18 protein-coding genes are annotated in these 21,380 nt (G+C 43.9%); 8 read left to right on the top strand and 10 right to left on the bottom strand.

Translation table 11 applies throughout. The features are described 5' to 3' along the window. Window positions 1-22 precede the first annotated feature (22 nt). The 5 genes from HQM11_11280 to HQM11_11260 all read right to left on the bottom strand — a co-directional run bounded on the left by HQM11_11280 (window position 23) and on the right by HQM11_11260 (window position 3,909). Window positions 23-715 carry a hypothetical protein gene (locus HQM11_11280; GenBank protein MBF0351606.1) on the bottom strand — a complete coding sequence of 231 codons (693 nt, stop codon included), beginning with the start codon at window positions 713-715 and terminating at the stop codon, window positions 23-25. Beyond that, a complete protein-coding gene (locus tag HQM11_11275) occupies window positions 712-1,611 on the bottom strand; it encodes a prenyltransferase (protein ID MBF0351605.1) in 900 nt (299 codons plus the stop codon). The genes HQM11_11280 and HQM11_11275 overlap by 4 nt, the downstream gene beginning before the upstream one ends. After that, window positions 1,608-2,759 (bottom strand): ABC transporter permease, encoded by a 1,152-nt coding sequence (locus HQM11_11270; protein ID MBF0351604.1) that lies wholly within the window; start codon window positions 2,757-2,759, stop codon window positions 1,608-1,610. Before HQM11_11270 ends, HQM11_11275 begins: the two co-directional genes overlap by 4 nt. Continuing rightward, window positions 2,756-3,490 carry an ABC transporter ATP-binding protein gene (locus tag HQM11_11265; GenBank protein MBF0351603.1) on the bottom strand — a complete coding sequence of 245 codons (735 nt, stop codon included), beginning with the start codon at window positions 3,488-3,490 and terminating at the stop codon, window positions 2,756-2,758. Before HQM11_11265 ends, HQM11_11270 begins: the two co-directional genes overlap by 4 nt. 230 nt (window positions 3,491-3,720) lie before the next feature. Continuing rightward, window positions 3,721-3,909, bottom strand: coding sequence for a hypothetical protein (locus HQM11_11260; protein MBF0351602.1), 189 nt, complete (start codon window positions 3,907-3,909; stop codon window positions 3,721-3,723). A gap of 429 nt (window positions 3,910-4,338) precedes the next feature. Here HQM11_11260 and HQM11_11255 point away from each other — a divergent pair, with 429 nt between their 5' ends. The 7 genes from HQM11_11255 (at window position 4,339) to HQM11_11225 (ending at window position 16,170) form a co-directional block, all read left to right on the top strand. Next, window positions 4,339-5,622, top strand: a complete 1,284-nt coding sequence (locus HQM11_11255) for a hypothetical protein (GenBank protein MBF0351601.1) — start codon at window positions 4,339-4,341, stop codon at window positions 5,620-5,622. Between the two features lie 33 nt (window positions 5,623-5,655). Continuing rightward, window positions 5,656-7,332, top strand: a complete 1,677-nt coding sequence (locus HQM11_11250) for a glycosyltransferase family 39 protein (protein ID MBF0351600.1) — start codon at window positions 5,656-5,658, stop codon at window positions 7,330-7,332. Between the two features lie 36 nt (window positions 7,333-7,368). Next, window positions 7,369-9,612, top strand: a complete 2,244-nt coding sequence (locus HQM11_11245) for an LTA synthase family protein (GenBank protein ID MBF0351599.1) — start codon at window positions 7,369-7,371, stop codon at window positions 9,610-9,612. 95 nt (window positions 9,613-9,707) lie between these two features. Further along, a complete protein-coding gene (locus HQM11_11240) occupies window positions 9,708-11,942 on the top strand; it encodes a cyclic nucleotide-binding domain-containing protein (protein MBF0351598.1) in 2,235 nt (744 codons plus the stop codon). Window positions 11,943-11,954: 12 nt separating this feature from the next. Further along, on the top strand, window positions 11,955-12,305 hold the full coding sequence (locus tag HQM11_11235; GenBank protein ID MBF0351597.1) for an STAS domain-containing protein: 351 nt from the start codon (window positions 11,955-11,957) through the stop codon (window positions 12,303-12,305). Window positions 12,306-12,315: 10 nt separating this feature from the next. Continuing rightward, on the top strand, window positions 12,316-13,278 hold the full coding sequence (locus tag HQM11_11230; protein MBF0351596.1) for a site-specific integrase: 963 nt from the start codon (window positions 12,316-12,318) through the stop codon (window positions 13,276-13,278). A gap of 18 nt (window positions 13,279-13,296) precedes the next feature. Then, complete coding sequence (locus HQM11_11225; GenBank protein MBF0351595.1) at window positions 13,297-16,170, top strand: GAF domain-containing protein; 2,874 nt, start codon at window positions 13,297-13,299, stop codon at window positions 16,168-16,170. A 5-nt stretch (window positions 16,171-16,175) separates the two neighbouring features. Here the strand turns inward: HQM11_11225 and HQM11_11220 are convergent, their stop codons facing one another. Next, window positions 16,176-16,796 carry a glutathione S-transferase N-terminal domain-containing protein gene (locus tag HQM11_11220; protein MBF0351594.1) on the bottom strand — a complete coding sequence of 207 codons (621 nt, stop codon included), beginning with the start codon at window positions 16,794-16,796 and terminating at the stop codon, window positions 16,176-16,178. A gap of 140 nt (window positions 16,797-16,936) precedes the next feature. On the opposite strand from HQM11_11220, the gene HQM11_11215 reads away from it, so the two are divergent. Continuing rightward, window positions 16,937-17,215, top strand: a complete 279-nt coding sequence (locus HQM11_11215; protein ID MBF0351593.1) for a hypothetical protein — start codon at window positions 16,937-16,939, stop codon at window positions 17,213-17,215. 4 nt (window positions 17,216-17,219) lie between these two features. Here the strand turns inward: HQM11_11215 and HQM11_11210 are convergent, their stop codons facing one another. From HQM11_11210 to HQM11_11195, 4 genes are all read right to left on the bottom strand, one after another. Next, window positions 17,220-17,546 carry a hypothetical protein gene (locus HQM11_11210; GenBank protein MBF0351592.1) on the bottom strand — a complete coding sequence of 109 codons (327 nt, stop codon included), beginning with the start codon at window positions 17,544-17,546 and terminating at the stop codon, window positions 17,220-17,222. Window positions 17,547-17,653: 107 nt separating this feature from the next. Continuing rightward, window positions 17,654-17,989, bottom strand: coding sequence for an STAS domain-containing protein (locus HQM11_11205; GenBank protein MBF0351591.1), 336 nt, complete (start codon window positions 17,987-17,989; stop codon window positions 17,654-17,656). Window positions 17,990-18,179: 190 nt separating this feature from the next. Then, window positions 18,180-19,067, bottom strand: a complete 888-nt coding sequence (locus tag HQM11_11200) for a HEAT repeat domain-containing protein (protein ID MBF0351590.1) — start codon at window positions 19,065-19,067, stop codon at window positions 18,180-18,182. Window positions 19,068-19,183: 116 nt separating this feature from the next. After that, window positions 19,184-21,373, bottom strand: coding sequence for a Na-K-Cl cotransporter (locus HQM11_11195; protein ID MBF0351589.1), 2,190 nt, complete (start codon window positions 21,371-21,373; stop codon window positions 19,184-19,186). Window positions 21,374-21,380: the final 7 nt, after the last annotated feature.

The raw sequence follows: 21,380 nt of genomic DNA, 5'->3' as shown, positions 1-21,380 counted from the left end.
CAAATCAGAATGAGTATTGCCATCATTTTTTCAATGAAACATACCGAATTTCGAATACAAAGGGATAAAACACGGTGGCGATCATTCCTGAGGTAAAACCATAAAGCAACTCTTCAAGGGGAATGCCGGCAATAAACAGATTCAGAAATTGATCCGTGTGCCAGGCCAGATCAAAAACGCCGGGAAGCATCCACTCAAAGAGCCAGCACAGCAACGTGTAAATTCCCAGAGATACCAGTCCTCCCAACAATCCCGGCACTAGAAGGTCATGTCGAATCAGGCATAATCCCGCGAAGGCAATGGTCATGATCACAATGGAGCCATAAATCATGGGAATGCGCAACGCCACCACCAGTCCAACTCCAATAAATGTCAGCAACAGAATTTTTACTGCACGGAAGACCCGAACACGTCCAGTCTCTACATGCTGTGTTTCATAGGTTTTCCTGAAAAACGCGGGATATGCGGTGGTGGTGAAGGCGGCAAGTCCCACCACAAACAAAATATCTTCCAGCCCAAAACCAATGTGGTCGGCCAGATCAAACAAAAATCGGGGTTCCCAGTAATCCGGATAAAAAAATCTTTCTGTGAGTGCAAATGGCAGAGCGCACACACTCATCCGGTGAATGGCGGTTCTTAAATCAGGACGGACCGCATAAACCAGCATACCGGGTATTAAAAACAGCAACGACAGAATTAAAAAATTCCAGGTCATCTCCAGCCATAAAAATGAATTGCGGTTATCCCTGCCATCCATGACAGAGTGCATAAAATTTGAAAGAATACAAACACGGTCATCCCTTTGTCACCAGGTCGGGCCTTGATCCAGAACAACGAAATCAGCATGGAAGTCAAGGGAACCAATAAAATTTGAAACATGGTCATTCCTGTCCAGTTCCAGGTCAACACGATCCAACTAATGCTGCTGAGGGAGTGTAGTCCAAGAATCATTATTTTGGCGGTCAAGGCCCCTCGTGTTACAGGAACCGTTTTTTTACCGGAAAGCTGGTCTGAGGGTTCATCTGGCAGGGAAGTTGAAATTGAACAGGCCAGTTGAGTCGGCAGAATCACTAGCATCCATTCCATGGGAAAACGCCATTCACCGGTCTGGGCATAGTATCCCACAAGCGGTAGAATCACTCCGACCCCCAGCATCTGGAGCCACTCGCCTCCGCCACGATAAGACAGGCGCACAGGTGGATAGCTATACATCCACAGCAGTAGCAACCCTCCCCCAATCAACGGAACTGTACCCCAGCGACCAGCAAAAACGCCAAGTGCCACGCCGCATCCCAAACTGAGAAATGCCATGACACAGGCCGCAATTTTGAGGTGTTCGGGGGGCATATCCTGATCGGCCAAAACTCGTGATCCACCGGAAAAAATCGTATAGGTCTGGTTCAAACGGTCTGTCGCATAATCCGCATAATCATTCGCGTAAACGATATAGAACTGATCAAACAGACCAAAAAGTTGTACCAGCGCAAACACCTTCCAGTCCCAGATTCCTGTCTGAGACCAGGCGATGCTTTGTCCCAGTAGCAAGGGTAAAAAAATATAGCTTTGTGAGGCCAAACGGGAGGCTTTGAGCCAGATAAACAGCGTTTTCATCCGTGAAACTCCTGTGAGTGTTTTTTAAAGATCAGTATTCCCGCACCAAACAGAAATATGGACAATAATAGCAACCCGATCATTTCAGGATACAGCGACTCCAGCGGCATTCCCAGATTGAGAATTTTATGAAGCGCCTGACGCAGATGCGTGGTCGGCAGAAAATCAACCAGCAATATATCATGTGATTGCAGTTTAAACAAAACCATATCCGGAACAGGAAAGACCAGTCCTGAAAACAGCATCAGCACAAACATCAGAACACTGGATACCAGAAAACATTCCAGCATGTTTCTTGAAAAACTGGCTGCGATGATTCCCAGTCCGATGCTGGAAAGCAGTGCGGGAATGACGAAAAACCATGCGCTCAACAGGGATCCTGTGCTTTCAAAACCCAAAATATATGCGGTGATAAAGGCCATTGCTGATGACAGCGTTCCCAACCCTAGCTGGACAATGCTCATGCCCAGGGCCAGTTCAATCATGCTGACACGGGTCAATCTCAACCGTTCCAGCAAGCCTCGTTCCCGTTCACGCATGAGCGTCATTGCGGCGGAAAAAATCAGCATGATCACAGAAAAGACCAGTAATCCCGGGACATACATTTCAAAGGAAGACCGAAGAGAGACACCCATGATCGGTTGAATTTGAACCAGATTCATGGATGTCCCCAATGCCTGCTCCAGCAAAAATCCGGTCAACATCTGCTGAATCCCTGCTGAAACCATATGAAATACTGGATCTGACACATCCCCCAACAGCAACACTGGCTCAGAAATTTTGTTTTGAGAAGAAGAATTGAACATATTTTCAGGAAACACGATGCCCAAGGTGATGTTTCCCTGACGGATTTGTGATTCCATCACTTGCTGATTCACTGCCTGATTAATTTCAAATGAAGCCGTGTTCCAGGTTGTTGACGCCGTTTGCAGTTTGTTGAGCAGTGTGTCTGGAATGGATGAGGATGACTGTCCATCCTTGTGCTCAAGGGTGTATTGAATGTGATATGTGAACACCGCATGACCAAACATGAGCCAGTAAACCAAAACAAACAAAGGCGTAGTCAACAATGTCAGCAGCAGAACAGGCAAATCTCGCCATTGCTGAATGATATTTTTTTTCAAAACAGGAAGGATTCTTTGGATCATGACACCTTTCCGGTCAACGCTATAAATACATCTTCCATGGAAATATTGCCTGAGGGATCTACCCTTTGTTTCAATGCATGGGGTTCATCACAAGCAATGATTTTCCCAAGATGTAGAATAGCAATCCGGTCAGCGAGCTTATCCGCTTCATCCATGTCGTGAGTGGCGATCATCATGGTTTGCCGCTGTTGTCGGGAGCGCGTTCTGAGCAATTCCCTGATGAGGATCAGACTATGGGGATCAAGACCGTTGGTGGGTTCATCCAGCAGAATCAATGCTGGTTCATGGATCAAGGCGAGTCCAATATTGACCCGTTGTTTCATGCCACCCGAAAGAATTCGAGTGAGTTGATGGGTTTGCGGAGTCAGACCGAGTTGTTCCAGAATCTTCACGCTTTGGGTTTTCACCTGTTCGTTTTCCCCGCCATACATCAAGCCCATGAACACGAGTTGTTCCAGGGGCGTCAGGTCTTCCCATATTTGCAGAAACTGGGGACAGTAACCAATTTTGCCATTTTGTTTGATCCAATGCGGCGTGAGAGGTTCACTGTTCCATTCAATGCGGCCGGAATCCGATTTGAGCAATCCACTGATGATTTTCATGAGGGATGATTTTCCAGAACCATTTGGTCCCAGCAACACCATGATTTCACCGGGGCGAACCTGTAAGGAAACCTGATTCACCGCAAGTGTTTTTCCATAATGTTTTGTCAGGTTTCTGATTTCCAGCACTTCAGGTCCTTAGGACTCAACGGTTAATAAAACCCGAAACTCAAGCAGGCAATCTTCGCACCTTAAAGGCTTTGGTCGGTTTAGGCGAAAGCCAGAAAGGAATTTATCCTCCTTCGCGGGAGTGACACGGAGGCAGACATAATTCCGAGTATGTTTATAGCTGGTGATCGCCTTAGTTTCGGATCTTATTTGATAATAGAAGAGGGTTGATCAGGAGGCGAAGAACTGTTTCAGTTTTGAGTTGGCTGTTGGCCTGAACAATCAATGAACTGTTCCATGGTATCGCGATAAACATGGGCATATTTTGCAATCCACTCCAGAATCTTCTGTTCCCGTTCTTCACAAGGGAACTGTTCTGCATAAAGCTTCAAGGCATTACACTGCAATTTTAAAATCACATCATTGTGCTGATTTTCCAAAACACCTCCGTTACAACCAAAAAAATCACAATACCTTCGTCATTTTAAACGTGTTATCCCGGTCAATAGAAATGATCTTCTGTGATTCCAGTCGTTTGAAGAACTATCTTCCGGATGTTGTAGGACACGTCCGACGTAAATGATTTCAATAATTTACATCGGTTAAAACAAAATTGCACAAAGGTACTAAATCAGGGTATGGATTTCAATAAATCCAGCAGAAATCATACCAGTATCAGATTAATATTTGAGGAGTTAGCGATTTTTATTAAAAAAAGCAACAGTCTCATTGTCTTCTACGAAAATTTTTTTCATAAAATGGTTCATTATTCTTTTCATCTAGTCATTTGACCTGAACTCATGACATGATGGTGATTATGGTGAAAAACGTAAAGATGCCGGAAACTCTGACCCACATCACGAGGAATTATGGCAAAGCCCGTAAAAAAGAAAATTGAATCCACACTGAAGGACCGCATTGAACTGTCTGAAAAAGATGTCAGGAAGGCTATGCAGGAAAATCTGGATTTCACCGGATTTCAGGAAAAAGTAATCATCATTGTGGAACAGATCAACAAGCAGCAACATGCAAAATTTCTGACAAGGCTGAAACAGAAATTGATTGGCGGTGTGCCTGAAATCAAAAATATCAATCATCTGGATGGCAGTATTATCGGGAGGCATCATCCCAATAAAACAGCCAGATCGCTGGTAGATGATCTGAAAAAAGATCCTACGTCTTCTGTCAGTCGATTGAAACTGATCAATGTGATTCTTGAAGCTGAACGTACTTTTCCGCTATCCGTCTATCGGGATATTATTATTCAGTCCATGATCCCGGTATATCTGGGAGATATAGCACTTGGAACAGTGGGGATGGTATTGAAAACTTATCGACTCTATCTGGATAAAATGGGGAATATCCTCAAGCAACAAATGCTTACATTGCGTTCGAAACAACTCAAAAACGCGAATTTGGGAAAGGTTGATTTCAAAGACAGACTCGGACCTGAAAATGTGGTAGAACGCACCTATATCATGGAGTTGAAGATTGCCCAGGAACTTCTGGACAGGTCGGCGGAACTGATGAAAGTTCTGTCTACCCGGATGACCGTGTCTTTCAATATGGACGAATTGAATCAACTCAGTAACCAGGAACGGGCGTTGAGTGGCTTTTTTTCCACTGAAACACCGGAAACGGATGATTCCAAACGAAAACAGTTTCTGTTAAAAAAATTAATGATCATCATCGATATCCTTAAACAAATACCAGTTCTGCATTCCATTGGCTTGAAACTGGTGGATAAAATGAAAGAAATTGATGACAAACTAAATTACGCTCATGTGCTGGAAGGACGGATTCACATGCAGGCTCTTCAGTACTATCTGATGCGTATTGAAGCCGGGGATTACAGTATGATGGAAAAACTTTTTCCAACTTATAAAAAAGTCATTGCATGCTACAAAAAAGCCCTGAGCCTGACCTCAAAAACCACAGTCACCAAAGCCGATCTTCCCGTTTTGAGCGAATTCGCCAATGCGACGCATTATGGTTATGTTCACAGGGATCTGTTCAAAATTACCAGAGAAGGGGTGCTGGATCTGTTGAGACAGGGGAAAGAAGCGATTGATGATGCCGTGGTGATTGATCCAAATCTGGTTCGCTTGCAAAGCCGACTCATATATTCCATCACTGAGAGCATGGAAGGTTAAGTCCGCTTGTTTTTAATTTTTTTCAGGATGTGAATGAATACTTTTTTTATGTCACCAGGTCGCTCTCCCAAAATCGCTGTTGCCGTGCTGGGATTTCATTTTTTGTTCTTTTTTATTCTGAATCTGTTCATTCACCCCCACCCGGATATGCTGGACCATTGGGTTTGGTCCCGTTTCCTTGCCTGGTCCTACTATGAACATCCCCCGATGGTCGCCTGGGTTTTCCGCACAATCACATTGTTAGGCGGAAACCATGAAATGAGCCTTGAGGTCGGATCCCAGATCTACAATCTACTGATCTGTGTTTTGGCTTATGGAATCAGTGTCCGCCTTTTTGGAACAACCGCTGGACTGATGACGCTCCTGTTGCTCTGTTCCACACTTTATTTCACCTTGGGCAGTATTTTTCTACACATTGACCAGGCCTATCTGATTTTCTGGCTCATCAATTTGTATTTTCTGGTTCGTTACCATCAGACCCAAAAAATTCGATGGCTCATGGGGATTGGTGTTATCGCTGGGTTGGGAGCGCTATCCAAATACATCACACTGCTGTTTTATATGGGGATGGGAATTCATTTCCTGCTTTATAAACCCCTTCGCCGACAATGGCTCAATCCGTGGCTCTATGTGGCCGGTCTGGTCTCGTTGATCATTTTTACACCTGTGCTGTGGTGGAATTATCAAAATCACTGGGTGTCGTTTTTATTTCAGTTCAAACGAGGATTGTCGGGAGCCCCGTTGGGACAAAACGCGATATTTTTCACATTGGGGCATTTAATGTTGTTTTCCCCGGTCTGGTCCTGGTGGTGTTTTCAAAATTTATGGAAGAAAAGATCCATGTTTGCCAACGGGAGTTCGCCGGAATCGGTCATTATCGTTGTTTCATCCTTTCCGTTGATTTTTTTTACAATGATGAGTTTTCGGGGCGATATTGCTGATCCGCATTGGGTCAATGTCAGCTATCTGGGGTTCATGATTCTTGCCGGAAAAATTCTGGCGGAATCCGTAGCGACTGCTAAAACACGCTGGATGCTGGCGCTTGGGATTGTGTTCAACCTGTTGCTTATTGGTGTCGCGATCCTGCATGTGTTTCATCCGCTGGGTGATGTGATGCAGTACAAACTGGAAAACTATACATGGTTGCAACGGAAAGGGGTTCCCGAAAATGTTCAGCAGGAACTCAAAACGATGAAAGCGCGTTATTATGGCGCAGAACCATTTTTCAAAGAGCTTCAATCGCGCTTGTCAGACGAAGACTTTCAGCGGTATTCGCCATTGATCCAACGTGCCGCCATGCGAACCTTAAGTGATCCGGTCGCTCCAATGCTGGGTTGGCCTGAAACTGCAAATGCGATTGTTGAGTTACTGAAAAAAAATCAATTGCCAATGCCACGTTATGTGATCAGCAAGGAATATCAACTTGGCGGGGCTCTTTCGTTTTATCTCCCGGATTTTCCATGGCCTCACAGTCTGGAAAAACCTGAACGGAATCAATGGAGTCTCGATGAAGATGTTCTCAACAACAATTCAATATTCGTCTGTGATTTGCCAAAATGTGAGCGTGCTCGTGAACATTTTGCCCAAAAATTCACAGCACCATTACAGTATCTCGGCGATGTGGTCACAGAAAGCAATCATCGGGTTGTCAGAACTCTTGAAGTTTATTCTGTGGGCCAAGATTCAATTCAGCGTGAATCTGGCTTTTGAGGAGATGTTCACAGGCCATATTCTGAAGAATGAAAAATGATGAACCAGAATCGTTTAAGAAATCACCATAAGCACCAAAGTGTGAAAAACTCCCATTCACTGTATTTTCTGATTCCCGGGGTATTACTCTGGGGGGCTATGGTGAGTTTAAGACACCAGATTGTGGTGGATATGAATCTGGGTTATGCGCAGGCGTGGAGTTTTAATATCTATATTGGCTGGCTGTATGACATTGCTATTGTGTTGGCCGTGACAGTCTTCAGTTATGGGTTGCAGGTCCTCTCAAGAATGAATGCCGTATGGTTCTGGGTTCCGGGAGCTATATTTGTCTGGCTTGCGACATTTTCGAATGTCATTCATTTCCGCTTTTTTAAAACCAGGCTGGAATGGTGGGTCGTGCAACTCCACTGGCAAGATCTGCTAGCGGTCAGTGATTCTACAGCGTCACTGGCCATGACACCGCCAATGATACTCAGTATTGTATTATGTCTGGCGGCCATCCTGAGTTGTCTGCTCATCAAACGGATTCACAAAAAGCAAAAGCGGTATCCGGTCTCCTGGAAAATGTTGCTGTTGAATATTGTCCTAATCTATCTGATTGGACGATTTCCCCTATGGATCAATGTTGCCCGAAGCAATATGCTGAGTGATCATGTGATCAAATCATGGGTTGAAGAAATGGTTGGAGATGATCGGGTGCTGGAACGTGCCGACCCTGAAGATCCAGCCAGCCTGGACCCTGTCTGGCTCTCACCCGCGGGGAAAATGCTGGCGTCTTTCCGGGATTATGATGATGCCGATTTTGAGGAATCAGGACACCAGTTCAAGGAACCCCCGGTTTCAGACACCCAATGGCCACTCTGGCGTCACATGGACCGAAATCCAGTTCAAATGCATGATTTGAGACAGCAATTTGGACTTTCTGAAGATAAACCAGTCAATGTGATTGTCATTTTTGTGGAAAGCATGCGGGCCTTCGAATTGTTGCATCCTGACATTGGACCACGCGTTTATCCCCGCTTGAGATCAATTTTATGGAATAACAGCATGTTGTTCACGCAGGCCTACAGTTCAAGTTTTACCGCAGGGCAAACTGTCAGAGGGCAATTCAGCACCTTGTGTTCCATGCTTCCCAACATCAAAGGTCCTGCCACTTTTCTGGCGTATCCCAATCTGAACATTCGTTGCATCCAGAAGTTATTTCAGGAAGCCGGTTATCAAACGACCTGGATGAATACCCTGGACCGCACATTTCATAACTCAGATTTGTTTGAATCCCTGCATGGTACAGGACTGTTTTATGACAGGGAATATTATGAGAGCAAAGGCATCCATCAAAAAATCGGCAATTGGGGACTGGCAGATGAGCCCTTTTTACTGGAGTCCTTGAAAGCCCTGGAAGTATTGAAAAAGAACAACCGTCCTGTGTTTGCCAATCTGCTAACCATCAGCACCCATCATCCTTATTTCAAGATGATTCCGGAAGGCCCTCTACCTCCTGATCTGGTTCATGACACAGCCGGATTTCCTGAATATCAGGCATATTTATCTCGACTGAAATATCTGGATGGCGCATTGGCTCATTTTTTTGACGCGTTTTTTTCCAGTACGCTGGCAGAGGACACGATTGTTGTCTTGCAGGCTGATCACAGCATAGGCGTGATGCCCCATGAAGAATTGTTTCCATTGCAACAGACCGAAATGCGTTTCAGGATTCCCATTGCGATTATTTCAAAAAATATAAAAAATCCAAAACGGATTCAGTATCCTGTCCACCAGATTGATGTGGCTCCAACCCTTGCCGCGATCACAGGTCTTTCCGGTTTCACAGGATGGCTGGGAAAAAATATGTTTGCGGGGGAGGGGTCTCCATGGATTTATCTGATGGGTGACAAGTTATTCTACAAAACCCGGAATCGGGGTTGTTATGCGTTGACAGAGGATCTGGACCTGTTTTGTTTCAAGGCTCAAGGGGCACAGGACTTCTTATTTCCGCCTACCGCGTTTGATTCCATGTCTCATGAAGAAACATGGCGAGGCCTGTTTCCGGAGCAGTATCAGGATTGGTTGCTCACGACGCTGAAGGATCTGAAAAGGAAACCGGAAAATCTTCTCGTCTATGATCGGCCTTTGCCTTATGAAAGTTCGCTTTCCAGTATGGCTCATGAGGTTGTCAGCGAGAATAAATCACAGAGCCGTTTTTTCCAGCATGTGATACAGGCAACGAAGCTTGGAATCGTGTTGAATCAACTGATTCCACCCGATACTTCGCAAAAATAGAAAATATTAATACTTGTGTTGCAAAATAGCCCAATCCTTGCTAAGGCTACCCTTAAGATTGAGGTCAGATTTCTTGGTTCATTCAATGGAAACCTATGTCCCACATTAAAAAAGTTTCAGTCACTTCAGGTGTATTCTGGGTAGGGATTCAGGAAGCCGATGTGTATATTTTATGCGGATGTCCGGCAGACGTTGTCAAACATCTGCGTAAAATGGGGCTGATCCGGTCAGTCGAAGTGAATAATGTGACTTGTGAAATCGGGCCCAATGCCATTCTGCTTTCTGATGTCGCGGTGCAAAATGGCCGGTTTGCCAATCTGGCTGAATTTCCTGTGCTTCAAATGCTCTATCGTCAGGGAACGATCATTCCCGGACACCCTAACAATACAGGCATCAAACCCATCATCATGGGCAACAGGCCTCAGGTGGAAGCACAATTGAAGTACATCTACCGTGGAAATTACGGACTCATTTCAGAGGAAGAGTTGATGGCAGCCGGTATGACCGGCGAACAAGCCCATGAAATGATGCAGATGAAGCTCAAGTTTTCTTTTGGTAAAATTCGCCAGACAGAAGAATTGATCAATACGTGTATTGTCGATGATCAGCCTGTTGAAATACGCAATGAAGTATTTATCCGTAAAACGGGATTCAATAAATACGAAATTTCCTATAAAAATGAAACTATGCCTGTGGACATGAATCTGAAACCGAATCAGGTTTATGAATCGCCATTTTCTCTGGGTTTTCATCAGTTGCGTCCTGAATTTTTTGCGATTGTGCATTCCGGTGAAGGCGATGGTTGGGATATCAATCGTCCATGCATGGCCAGTGTGATCATGTTTCAGGGAAAAATATATCTTTTGGATGCAGGACCTAATATTGATTACAGTCTGAGAGCCCTGGGAATTGATATCAGTGAAGTGGAGGGAATTTTTCATACGCATGCGCATGATGACCATTTTGCGGGTTTGCCAACACTGATGCGATCCGATCACCGGTTGAAATATTATGCAACTTCTCTGGTGCGTCATTCCGTTTCGAAAAAACTGGCGGCATTGATGAACATGGAAGAGTCCAGATTTGATGATTACTTTGATGTTCATGATCTGGACTTCAATCAGTGGAATGATATCAATGGGCTGGATGTGATGCCTATTTTTTCACCGCATCCGGTTGAAACAAATATTTTTATTTTCAGGGCATTTTGGGAAGATGGCTATAAAACTTATGCCCACTTTGCGGATATCGCATCCATGAAAGTCCTGCGGGAAATGATTTCGGTGGATGGCAAACAGCCTGGAATTTCCAAAGAAATGTATGAGCGCGTTAAAGCAGACTACATGACACCTGTTCATCTGAAAAAGATTGATATTGGTGGTGCTCTGATCCATGGCGACGCAGAAGATTTTAAAGACGATACCACAGAAAAAATTATTCTATCCCATACCTCCATGATGCTGACGCAACGTCAGAAAGAAATTGGCTCAGAGGCGCCGTTTGGCATGATTGATATCATGATACCGGCCCATCAGGATTATCTCAGACAATATGCGATGAATTATCTGAGAACTTATTTTCCTAATGTGAATAAGTCGGAATTGCATATCCTGACCAATTGTGTGGTTGTGTCCTTCAATGCGGGTAGCATTCTGCTGAAAAAAGATAAAACCACAGATCATGTCTATCTGGTACTTACAGGATCTGTAGAATTTATTGACGGGAGCTTTGAAATTCAGCATTCCCTGTCAACGGGAAGTATGATTGGTGAGTTGTCCGCGCTTAAGAAAATTCCAGTTACAGAAACATATCGGGCTACCAGTTATATTCACGTGCTTCAGATTCCAGCGAGTTTGTATGCCATGTTTGTCCAAAGAAACGCGTTATCGGATTCGATTGAATATATGAGTCGTTCACGTTCTTTTCTTCAGAAAACATGGCTGTTTGGAACCAATGTCTCTCATCCTGTACAGAATAGAATTATCCGGGGAATGGAGCCTTTCACTTACCATGAAGGCAGTCCCATTCCGGTGTCGGATAGCTTTGGGCTCTTTCTTGTGGAAGAAGGCTCCTTGCAGGTATATTCTGAAAATCATGTGATTGAGATGCTGGGCCCTGGTGATTTTTGTGGAGAAGACACGGTCATTCTGCAAATCCCGAGTTGTTTTCAGGCAAAAGCCACTCGAACTTCCAAGATTTTTTTCATTCCTGAAAATGTTCTTTATCAAATTCCGATTATTCACTGGAAATTGCTGGAAACATTTGAGAAACGTATGGGAATTCTGGTCGATCATTTATTAGATAAAGATTATTCTTTAACAACCTTTTAGTGTTAGAAACGTATGCGTGTTGACCAAAGCGAAAAACATGGTGCCAAAATATTCAGTATCCGCGGAATATTGGCTCAAACGGACTCAAAGATTGCAAAAGACATGATCAGTCCTTTTGTCGATGATCTGGAGGTTAAAACAATTATTATCAATTTTGAGGATGTCCCCTTCATGGATTCCTCCGGGCTTGGGGTGTTGGTTTCCTTTTACAATATCATGAAGGAAAACCAACGGACTTTTATTTTATGCGGATTAGGTGGCAACTTGATGGAAATCATGAAAACCACCTGTCTGGACAGCATCTTCACTATTTACGAAACAGAAGCTGACGCCTTGAAGGCAATCCAAACTGACCAGACCTGACAATTAGCTCATGGAACTCATCACTCAACCTGAACTGTCGGTTGCAAAAAAAACAGAATTACCTACAACCCCCCAAGAGGCACTGGAATTGGTGTTCAAGGAATATGCTCCCAATACACGGAGGGCATACTCCCGGGTTTTCAAGGATTTCCAGGTTTGGGCCTGCATCGAGAAGGTCGAAGATCTTGCCAAATTGAACAGCATGAAAATGCTGGAATATAAAACATTTCTCAAAAGTCAGGGGAAAGCTGCATCCAGTATCAATCAGACGATGAGTGGTCTGAAAAAAATCTGTAAATTTTTGTCTGAATTTGGCTATATCTCGGCCAATCCCTTTAAGTCATCCATCATCCGTAATGAAAAAACTTCAGGCATCAGCAACAAAGGTGCTCTGAGAGTGGCGCAACTCAGTGCCATGATGGAAGCAAATCAGTCAGAGGTCTATGATGAGCGTGTTTCCGAAATTGTGCGGGTCCGAAATGGACTGATTCTCAAGTTTTTATATCTGACCGCCGCAAGGCGCAGTGAAGCCGCCAATCTCCAATGGGTGAATATCCGTCAGGATGGCCCATACTTTGTAGCGATTCTGGAAGAGACCAAAAGCAGGGTACCCCAACCTTTGAAATTGAGACAGGAATTATACAACGAACTCCAGGACTGGAAACAACTGCTGGAAGAGCATCATATCGAAAGTCCGTGGATTTTTCCGTCGTTCAGTTTTAGAACCTTCGGGAAGAAAATGACAGGGAAGGGGATCAACGATGTCATCCAGCGTCTGGGGAAAATCGTTGGTCTGGATATTTCCGCTCATTATTTGAGACACACTGCGATCACGCTGGCGCTGGAACTGGGAGAACCCTTACAAAAAGTACAAAGCTATGCCCGGCATGTTTCAGCTAATACAACGATACGCTATTACCACGATCAGGATTTACTAAAAAAGAACCCTACCGATCGCTTGCCCATGATCTAACCTCCACTGCGCTTTCTCATGATCCCTAAACGCATTCGAACCAAAATTCTGGTGGTGTTCTGGATCAGTTCTACTATTTCTGTCGCAGGATTTCTTACCTTGTATTACCAGCTCAGACAACAGGAACAGCAAACCCTGATGGTGCTGGAAACCTTGCATCCCATCTCTGAAGGCTGGCTCAATCTTCAGAGTGCAATCCATCATGTGATCGAAGTTCAGAATCGCTGGTTGTTGTTCAATGAAGACTCATTTTTGCAACAACAGCAGGAAATCTGGGACAATCAGATCCAGCCTCTTCTGGAAAACATTAAAAAGCTTTATGAATCGCAAGATCAAGGTAGCGGTTTTCTGGAAGAAACTGGTTCCATGGAAGAAATCCGGGAGTTTTTTGATGTCAGAGCTGATTTAAAGACTCTTCAGAATTATCAGTCCCAGATCACTCAACTGGTCATGACTCAGCAACATCGTCCTAGAGAAGCATTGTTTTTTGCGGATATTGACCCTGCGTTGGAATTGATGCTCAGTAATTTGCGGGTGATTTTGAAATCGACGTGGGCAAAGGGAAAAATGCCCCCGGAAGATTGGCGGAAATTCGCGGATTTTCAGGATCAGTTATGGCAGATGAGGCACTTGCTGCAAGAATATGTTTTAAGAGGTGATCCGGAAATGTTGGCTAATTTCCGGAAAATGTGGATTGAATATGAACGATTTTATCTGAGCGTTTCGTCAACTATTTTCAATGAACAGGAATATCCTTATTGGCGACAACTGCTCGATGTTGCGCCAAGAGTGAAAGATCAACTGAATCAGTTGAATAAACTACTGAATCCTAAAGATAAAAATATTGCGCTCTACAAACTGGAACAGGAAATTATTCCACTGACTCAAAAAACTTTGCAACTCATCAATAACAATATTCAAAAACATCTGGACCTGCATCAGAAATACAAAAACAATATCAGTAACCAATCAGGCAATCTTCAGCTTCTCACTCTCTGGATTACCTTGTTTGTATCTGTTTCCGGCTATTTTATCTTTGGTCCTCTTTTGAGCAATGTGATTTCAACGTCACTCCGGGAATTGCGGGCGAATGTTCGCAACATCAGAGATTCAGATTTTACCGGCAACATTCTGATCATGCCCAATGATGAGGTCGGAGAACTGGCTCATGAATTTCAGGATCTACTGGATGCGATCAATGAACGAACATTGGATGCCAACCGGAGCAGGCAAATTTTGCAGAATTCCCCATTTCCCATGATGTTGGTCAATCAGGACCGGAAGCTGGTGTATTTGAATCCAGCCGCAGAACATCAGCTTCGAGCACTTTCCAGCGATTTGCCAATTCCACCAGACCAGATGATTGGTAAAAATATAGATTTTCTTCTGGGGCAATCTTCTATTGATTATCATCAGTTTCAAAACACCCTGCCTATGACGCCCAAGATCGATATCAAAATCGGGACACAAGTCATTGAAGTCACCTTCAGTCCCTTGATGGATGCGGAACAGCACTATCATGGCGCCGCGGTACTACACTGGCGAAATGTGACTGGTGAACGGCATTTGATGAAAGAACTGGAAGAGCAAAGTTCCAAACGTCAAGTCGCTGTTGAAAAACTTGAAAAACAAAATAAACGTCTCGAAGGCCAGTTGGCGCTGGATAAAGCTCAGGCTACGATCGCTCAGGCGATCAACTCGCTGGATGTTGAATCAATCCTGCAGGCCGCGCTCGATACTCTTGCGCAAACGACAAATTCACAGTTGGGGGTGATTTATTTACTGGAATCCGGAAACTCAAACACGCAACTGATACTGAAACATTATTATACAGTGGATGAAAGTGTGATGGACAGTGACATTTATCAGGAAAAAGGACTTCCGGAACAGATTTTCCGTACACAGAAACCTATTAAAGTGACAGATCCTGTTTCAGATGGTAAAGCCTTCCATTTGGGAATCATGACCAGTAAACCCAAAGAAATTCTGGGATATCCCTTAATGTTTCAGAAGGAATGCTTGGGGGTTTTATTGTTAGCCAGTGTTTCTGAATTTCGGGAAGAACTGGTGCCTTTCATTGAAAACTCCGCATCTCATTTGGCTGTGGCCATTCAGAATGCGCTCACGTTTCAGACGGTGCAGACGCAGCAGCATATTCTGGAAACAGCCAATATGGAACTGGAAGCGGCTACACGAACAAAAAGCGAATTTCTGGCGAATATGTCTCATGAATTGAGGACGCCACTCAACGCAATTAATAATTTTACTGAAACATTACTGGATGATGATGAAGAAAATCCGATCACCTCGTTTCAACGCGATCGTTTAACCCGAATCCACAGCAGTGGAAAGAACTTGCTGAATCTTATCAATTCATTGCTTGATTTGTCAAAAATAGAAGCGGGTCGCATGGATGTTGCTCCATCAAACTTCAATCTCAGGGAACTGATCCAGAGTGTGCTGATGCTGCTTGAATCACTCATTGCCAGTAAATCCATGGATTTGCAGTTCACCTCCCAAACCGATCAGATTGAATGTTATTCTGATCCCGATAAACTCAGGCAGATTTTGATCAATCTACTGGGGAATGCCATCAAGTTTACAGAAAAAGGGGGGAGAATTGTTGTAATTCTGGAACGGCAGGAGAACCGTTTTTCCATTTCAGTGGAGGACAGCGGCTGTGGAATTCCCGCAGATCAACTTTCATCAATCTTTGAAGCCTTCAGGCAAGTGGATGGTTCCTCCACACGACATCATGAAGGCACAGGACTTGGCTTAGCCCTGGTGAAAAGCATGATTCAGTTGCTTGGCGGGGATATTAAGGTAAAAAGTATTTTGAATGAAGGCTCAGTATTCACCCTCATCTTTCCCGCAAAATTTGAAAAACGCTGAGGATATTATTTTTTTAGCCGAAAATTTTTCAGAAGCTTTGAGGGGTACAGGACACTTTCTATCATCTGTTCCATGGGCGTCATTTCCAAGCTTCCTGGAAAAGTTTGCCTGAGATAATCCAGAATCTCGCCGGGATCTCCCACCCAATGCTCACCATGCTGCAAAACAGGCGTTTTCAATCGTCCAAACAGATTTTTTATGGTGCCAGCCACCTCAGAGTCCTGTTTGAGGCTGACCAACTCATAGGAAAAGTGATTTCTGTCAAGAATTTGTTTTAATTTTTGTGAGACAGGATTCAGCGTTGAGTGATAGAGCACAGGTGGTGGTGTTACAATTTTGGGTGGTGCAATCACCGCGGAAATAAAATGTTCTACGCCGGTCGATTTTATGGTTCGGTCGCCTGAGGCTTGTTTGTTGGCGGATTTCCCGGGTTTTGGTTTGGCCTTGATTATCGATTTTCCACATTCATTCTCCCATACTCTAAGAATATCGGCTTCTATCTGTGGCGATATGATTTTTCCATCTTTTCTGAGAGGGGTCCCTTTTTTATAGCCTAACAGATTGATGACGTTGGTTTGTGAACCAAATTTTTGAATGAGCACATCAAGAGCTTCCAGAGCATCCATGAATTCCTCTAAATTATTCTGGAATATCATTAAATGAATGATTCCGTCATCATCCATTTGAAATGGTATGAAAAATGAAATGTAACAGTTAACTTCCTACACACATTGAATCCTATCAATTATAATTCTTCAAGGGGAATATGGCGGATCAATTCTTAAGCAGACTTTCAGAAATGGATGCCCTTCAGTTTTCAATTCTGTTGGTTTCACTGATCATGATATTCATCGGCGGGAAAAAAATTATCGGACAAAGTTTTGTTCTCATTATCTGGCTGATGTTATCAATTGCAGGCACGATTGGGGTCATCTATGCGCTCAATCCACCATTGTTTGAAAATCTGAAAACTCAAATTCAGTCAAGCAACATCAACATTGATAGCCTGAAAGACGTGGTGAATGAAAATCTAAAAAACAAATGACTTATTATTTTGCAGGGCAAGTACCTTCCGCGATAACATTTTCAATCATATCTCCCACCACATAAAATCTGGCAATACACGGTTTATTCTGGACAACACGATTGCTGCCAACATTTCCGGAGGCGACATGAGATTTGTTATAAACATAAATCATGGTTTCACTCTCCTTGATCAGTTCGTCAGGCGGGTAACCCCAATAACGATTCTGAAAAAGTTCAGTGATTGCTTTGCCTTTCCAGTGCAACAACTGTGATCCTGCCGACGGAGGCGTATAACCGCCACCACAGCCTGATAATATCAGCAGTATTGAGACCGCAAACCATCGTAACACAGGCACCTCTCAGATTTTTTGAAGAACTTGGGCGGGCATAAAGTCAAAGTAATGGCGCTTTGAAACACCATTACTTTGTCTTGGGCATAGGACAGGAGAAAGCAAAATCAGATTGCTGATAACGCTTCATCCATTGTTTTGTGGATGGTAATGACTTTGCTCAGGTTGGTAATATCAAACAGGGACAATACTTTTTTATTGTTGCAGACAACAATCAGTTTCCCGTTTCGTTGAGAGATATCCTTACTGGAGACTGCAATCACCCCAATTCCGGAACTGGAAATAAATTCAATTCCTGAAAAATCAAGAATCACATTGACCATTCCCTGTTCAATCAACCCTTCAATTTCTTTTAGAAGTGTAGGAGATGTACTCCCATCCAAGTCGCCAAATACTGTGACAGAACCAATTTTTTTGTCTGCATCAACGATTTTTGTTTCCATAAAAACAATCCCTTACAATAATGGTTGATCGATTAAACAGAGCATTTCCGGAAAAGAAATACCCCATTGTTTTTAAATTCAAAATACAGATTGGGAACACCCCAAACATTGGAAGCAAGATCAATCTTGAGTAGTTGATATGCTTCTTAATTTATAATGTCAAATTCTAGAAAGGATTTCAAAGAATTTATTAATAACTGCGCATCATTTTTTGTCGGGCAATCGCTTTCTGGATTTGAGGCACAGAAAGATAGTCCAGTTCTCTCAAAATTTGACCCAGCAAAAGATGAAAACGCTTTTGCAACAACAGTGATAATTCCAACTGTTCTTCTGACACATGATATTCACGCATCACAATTTCTCCCAAGGTATCCAGAGAAGGCACATGCTTTTTTTTATGCAGGTAGTGCCTTGCTGGCAATAAAACCTTTTTCCATGGAGATAATGTTTCCCGTTTCAGTGCCTGAATGATTTTTCTTCGATTGACAGGCTGGATCTTTTCCAGAGATTTGATTGCTCCAATGGCAATATCGACATTTGAATTAAAAATCAATGGGAATAATGCTGATTTCGCCTGATGCAATTCTTTCTGTCCCAGTGACTCAATAATCATTTGCTGGGTTTTAGCGTCTGATTTGTTGAGCAGGGAAATCAGATAATCCAGAGATTCTGACGTTTTTTTCAGGGCTATCGCCTCAATGGCAACACGTCTGACGTAGAGGTTGTCTGAAAATTCCAGACAACTGATGAGTTCTTCCAGAGACATCTGGTATGTTTGATTATCAACATGTGATTCCCGTGCATTATTGCCTGTCTGGCTCGTGTATCTGGAACTTTGTGCTGGACCGGCATAAGGTGGTGGTTGATAAAAATGCATGGTTCGGGACATGCCCGGTTTTTTCTCATGCTTGAGTTTCAGATGATTGTAAGCCTGAATCACCGCATTGAATTTCTCTGCGTTGCCCGTTTCTTTGGCGGTATCAGGGTGATATCTGAGCACAGCTCGCCGATAGGCACGTTTCAGTTCTTCAAATGAGGCGGATGGGGGAACACCTAGAACAAGATAGGGGTTTAGCATAACCAATTACTTCAGATGTGGGTTAATCAAAGCAGGGATACCTTTTCCTGATCTCCGTTTTGCAATAAATATACAAATCTATTTTGCGATATGTTTATCCTTAAAAAAAACCTTTTTCAGGCCAACGCACTTTCCAGTCCAGAATCCTGCACAAATAAACAGGAACTTTTTGTTTGGATCATTATTTGTTGCAGGAAGTTTTTGCTGATAGTGTCCGCCAGACCAAAAATACTCAGATCAGCCCTTGGCGATTTTTCAAGAAATGTTTTGAAATCGGTGTACTCGGCAATAATTTCATAGCCTTTTGGAATGCGGGCTGTCACCATTAAATCTCCCAGATATTTCCTGGCGATGTCAACATGATTTTCATCTGAAACCACAGTAATCACACGCAAACGCGCATTCCAGTTTTTAACGAGTTTGTAGCCCAACAAAAGTGACAGATCAAGATTCGCTAACTGGATGCTCAATTGCCATTCAGGTGACTGATCACGAATCCACAGATTGATAGTTCTCTCCCGGCCCAAATGAACCTCTGGATGTGTGGCGAACAGGATAACTCCCATCTGATTTCCCCTTGCCATATCCATGATTCCCTGAAGCTCTTCCTGTGTTCGGCTTTCAATGGCCGTGAAAAAGGTGTTCGGTTGAAAAAACGATCCTTTCATCACTGCAACGGTTGCTTTAATACTGCTGATATAGTCGGATGAATCAATAATTGCGGCAGACGCAAAAATGCCTTCGCTCTGCATTTCCTTGATCAGTTGCTTGAGTCCGAGAAGTGGCACAATATCTTTCTCTTTCATCAGGGCAATGACCTGAATCGACCCCTGAGGATAGACCAAGGCGCTCAAAAGACGGAAATTTCCTTCAAATTGGGTTCTACGTTCAATCGGAATCAGCAGGTCCGGTTTCCATGACCTCAAGCTTTCCTGTTCTTTGCTGGTCACCACTTTTTTGGCAGCCCAGTTGGCGATGGCGACAAACAAACCACTGCGTACTGTTTCCCAGGGATAGTCGAGTCCTCTGCGGTCCAGATAAAAATAGATGCCAACACTCAGTAAAATCGCGATCATTCCCCAGAAGGGATTAATGATCACAATGGCTGAAAGACAGGACATTGCACCAATCAGCGGAATTCCCTGAGAAATGCTGAAAGTCGGACGGAAACTGATAAGATTCAACTGCTGTTCAATGAGCAGTACACTGTTGATGGTGAAATACGTCAGCAGAAAAAACATGGTCAAGACTTGCGCTATGGTATTCAAATCACCCAATAATAGTGTTACAAAAACCAGCAATGCCGTGAATGCCATGGCGTTTCTGGGCTCTCCCTGATGCAATTTACCCAGAAATTCAGACAGTGGCACAATTTGATGTTTTGCCAGCGACTGAAGAATTCTGGGGGCCGCGACAAAGGAACTCAGGGCGGCAGTGAAACAGGAAGACAATATTCCAAGCAGGACGGCTGGTCCCCAATAAGCACGGTCTACCGCAATGGTCAGATTGCTTCTGAGTTCTTCAGGTGTCGCAATGCACGCATACCAGACAGCCAGCGACAGATAAACCACAAGCGACAAGGCCCAGGCGATCAGGGTTCCCTTGTAAATGCTGGTTCGTGGTGTTTTCAGATTGCCCGACATACTCGCACCGACCATGATGCCGGTAGCCGCTGGGAAGAAAATGGCGAATAATCCCCAAAAACCCACATCCTGAAATCCACCCCACCATTCCGGCGTGTAGATGGGATTCACTTTGGCTCCCAATAAAATGGAAGTAAGCGCAAGAATCACACCGCACATGACGACCAATTGTACCCGGAATGCGAGTGTTGTGCTGATATACGAGAGGATAAAGATGACAGCAAAGACAATGAATGACACCAGCATGGGAATATGTGTGGGAAAAATATATAGCCAGCCTTCCACAAAGCCATAGATATACATCGCTGTTGAAAGTCCCTGTGCCAGATAAAATGGTAATCCTATGCTTCCGCCGACTTCGAGTCCGAGACTTTGACTGACAATAGAAAAGACACCTCCGGCTCCCAGTCGGATATTGGTGGTGATGGAGGAAATCGCGAGAGCGGAGGTTCCCGTAATCACATAGGCCATCAGGATAATCAGAATCACTCCCAGTAATCCGGCATTGCCCACGACCCAACCTTCCCGAAGGTACATCATGACACCCAGGATGGTCAGGATGGTTGGTCGGAATACGCCATGAAATGTTCCGAATTTCTTTCCATCCTGCTGGTTCTGATCAGGTGCTGGCGGTGTGCTTTTCTTGTCTGAATCAGTGTCCATAAAGGTC

The organism is SAR324 cluster bacterium (assembly GCA_015232315.1).
Taxonomy (GTDB): domain Bacteria; phylum SAR324; class SAR324; order SAR324; family NAC60-12; genus JADFZZ01.
Note: the sequence above shows the minus strand (reverse complement) of the source record. Positions and strands in the feature narration are given on the sequence as shown.